The 2,711-nt window shown below is 59.6% G+C and carries 3 protein-coding genes; all 3 read right to left on the bottom strand.

Translation table 11 applies throughout. The features are described 5' to 3' along the window. Positions 1-380 precede the first annotated feature (380 nt). Entirely contained in the window at positions 381-716 is a 336-nt protein-coding gene (locus tag B5X69_RS20500; RefSeq protein ID WP_079640314.1) for a 2Fe-2S iron-sulfur cluster-binding protein, read from the bottom strand. 55 nt (positions 717-771) lie between these two features. Next, the gene (locus tag B5X69_RS20505) at positions 772-2,076 is read right to left on the bottom strand and encodes a cytochrome P450 (protein ID WP_079640315.1); all 1,305 of its coding nucleotides are present in this window, start codon (positions 2,074-2,076) and stop codon (positions 772-774) included. Positions 2,077-2,408: 332 nt separating this feature from the next. Beyond that, on the bottom strand, positions 2,409-2,711 hold a 303-nt coding region (locus B5X69_RS21790; RefSeq protein WP_217699174.1), incomplete at its 5' end, for a hypothetical protein.

A 2,711-nucleotide genomic window follows, 5' to 3' on the forward strand; every position in this document is an offset into this window, starting at 1 on the left:
GCTCGGGCTACGCCCTCCCGGCGGTCTCAGGCCGGCGCCATAGTGGCCGACTTTTGCTCCGCCCCGTGGCCGGCTTTTACTCCGCCGTTGACAGGGTGGACGGAACCGAGTTCGAATGGGGAAAGCAGCCTGCCTGACTGTCACACCCACCCCGAGATCGCGGGTCTGATATCAGATCTGCGTTGATCCACCGGGACGGTGGTTGCGGTGACCTCGTTCAAACGGCTGCGGACTTTCAGGACCGCGTTGCGCACGTTGAGGCACCCGACCCGGACATCATCATGAGGCCATGACCTCGAAAAGGACCATGACCCCGGTTCGGATCAATACATAGGCTTGACAGATACCCGCAATTAAAGGGCCGTTTGACAGCCGGAGATTCAGAACTGCGAGTCTGGAATGGTCACCTGAGCGCCGGCGAGGGCCTGTTCAAGCTTGACCTGGCAACTCAACCGGCTTGTCGGTCGCCGTTCGCTTGAGACGATATCCAGCATGTCGTTCTCGTTCTCCGAAGGGGCTTGGATCCGTGCAAACGTTGCCTCGTCAAGATAGACGTGGCAGGTGCCGCACGACATCGATCCGCCGCATTCAGCCGCAACCCCTTCAATACCGTTGGCGTAGGCGACCTCCATCACAGTCTCACCCGCCGCGCCTTCGACTTCATGTTGCGTTTCGTCGGGAGAAACGAAGATGAACCTTATTTTCTGGGAATCCATATAACCTTCGGTCTCCAAATCTTCGGCCCGGCTTGCTGTCCGGGCGTGCCCTGGCCTATCCGTCAAGTTTTACCGGTAGGCGGGAGGGCCCCCGGAAAGTAAGCACGCCTGCGATCTCGATCGGGTCGTCCTCGACCAGCGACATCTTGGGGAAGGCAGCCGTCAGTTCCTCCAGCATCATGCGCACCTGCATACGAGCGATGGGCGCACCCATGCAGAAGTGGATGCCGTTTCCGAACGCCACGTGCGACCGGGCATTCTTGCGCCGAATATCGAAGGTGTCGCCATCCTCGAATGCTGCTTCGTCCCTGCCGGCCGATGCCAGCGAAAGCAGAAGCTTGGTGCCCGCGGGCAAGCTAACGCCGCCCAGTTCGAAATTTTCCTTGGCCATGCGGCGCCAGGCGACCACCGACGAACAGTAGCGGAAGCCTTCCTCTACCGCGTTGGGAATCAGCGAGGGATCCTCGACCAGCGCGTTCCAGTTGTCCGGGCGGCGCATCAACTGCAGGATGATATTGGCTGAGGCGTTTGAGGTTGTCTCATGTGCGGCGAGGAGGAGCGCGAAAACGAGGCTCTTGATCTCGTTCTCGGTCAGCTTTTCATCGTCACCCCCGCGTGAGGCAAGCAGCCAGCTGGGGTAATCGTCGCCCGGATTGACCTTGCGCTGTTCCACCAGGTCGCAGGAGAAGCGCCAGAAATCGAGCAGATCGTCTGCCGCCGCCATCTGCTCTTCGCGAGTGGGGAAGCCGTGCATCAGCTTGACCCGCAGCTCGGTCCAGGCCTTGATCCGCCGCGGGTCGATGTCCTTGACGCCCAGCAGCAGGAAAGCGGTCATGGCGGGCAATTCGTAAGTAATCGCATCGACCAGATCGACCGTGTCCTTGCCCTTCATGGCTTCGACATAGCCCTGGACGATCTTCCTCACTTCCGCTTCGAAGGACTGCAGTTTCTTGGGGTTGAGGAAGCCCTGGACATGGCTGCGCACGCGAGTGTGGCGCGGGGGATCGCAGGCGACCTGGACGCTCTCGTTGGTGAAGTCATTGTCGGCCAAATACTCCAGCAACTCGGGCGGCCAGGGCACGACCGGTTGGGTGGCCACCACGGCGGAAAAGCGATCATGATCGCGCAGGACGGAAATGACGTCGTCGCGGCGGGTCACGACCCAGTAACCGATTTGCGGCGCATAGAAGATCGGAACATTCTGACGGAATTCCGCCAATTGTTCGAACATGCCGTCATGCTCGAACGGCTGAAAGCGCTCGCCCGCAGCGTGCATGGGGCAGCCAACCGGAATAGTGCTCGGATCTAGTTGGGTGGCCATGATTTTCTCCCTAGGCAATGGCGTTTTCGGTCGGGCCATTCGGGCCCGTGTGAAGTTCGCTATTCCGCGTATCTGCCTCGAACACAATGCGGCAGACGGCCTCGAACGGGTAAACCCACTTGAGCCTAGTTCTAAACGGACCCGGATCGGTTCGGACCGCTGCAATGTTCAGAGATTCAATACTATTATATCAGTTATTTATATACTTTCATTGCAAGGCTGACGCACATCATCAGCAGCATGATAATGGGCTGCGAGACGGCCTGCCTCGCTATGGGCGCAGGCTGCTCGCAACTGAGATGGCGCGCATTGGCTCCCCCCGTCCTGACCCGCCAGCACCGACAGGGACAGGGCCTTGGGCTACCGAGGGATCAGGACTTGCGGGTAGGGTAGGGGTTATCCCAGGGCAGGCTGACCTCGTAACGCCCCTCGTTCGCGAGATGCAGGTGCAGCAGCGAGGTGGCGATACCTGCAGTCCCGATCATATAGCCCGATTCGGCATTGACCGTTGCCGGTTCTACTCGTGCCCAGGCCATATACCACTTGTCGCCCTTTCCATCGAGATTGCTCGACCTGCTCGACAGGGCTATCGCATTTGACCGAGGATGGTTTTGGCGAAGGCGTTGGACCATCCGGAGCGTTTGCGTTTTCTCCTGATGGAGATATCGGGTCTT

It is taken from the genome of Sphingopyxis flava, assembly GCF_900168005.1.
GTDB lineage: Bacteria > Pseudomonadota > Alphaproteobacteria > Sphingomonadales > Sphingomonadaceae > Sphingopyxis > Sphingopyxis flava.

Coding starts and splice junctions, on each gene's coding strand:
- B5X69_RS20500 (WP_079640314.1), bottom strand. CDS start 716: ATGGATTCCCAGAAAATAAGGTTCATCTTCGTTTCTCCCGACGAAACG.
- B5X69_RS20505 (WP_079640315.1), bottom strand. CDS start 2,076: ATGGCCCGACCGAAAACGCCATTGCCTAGGGAGAAAATCATGGCCACC.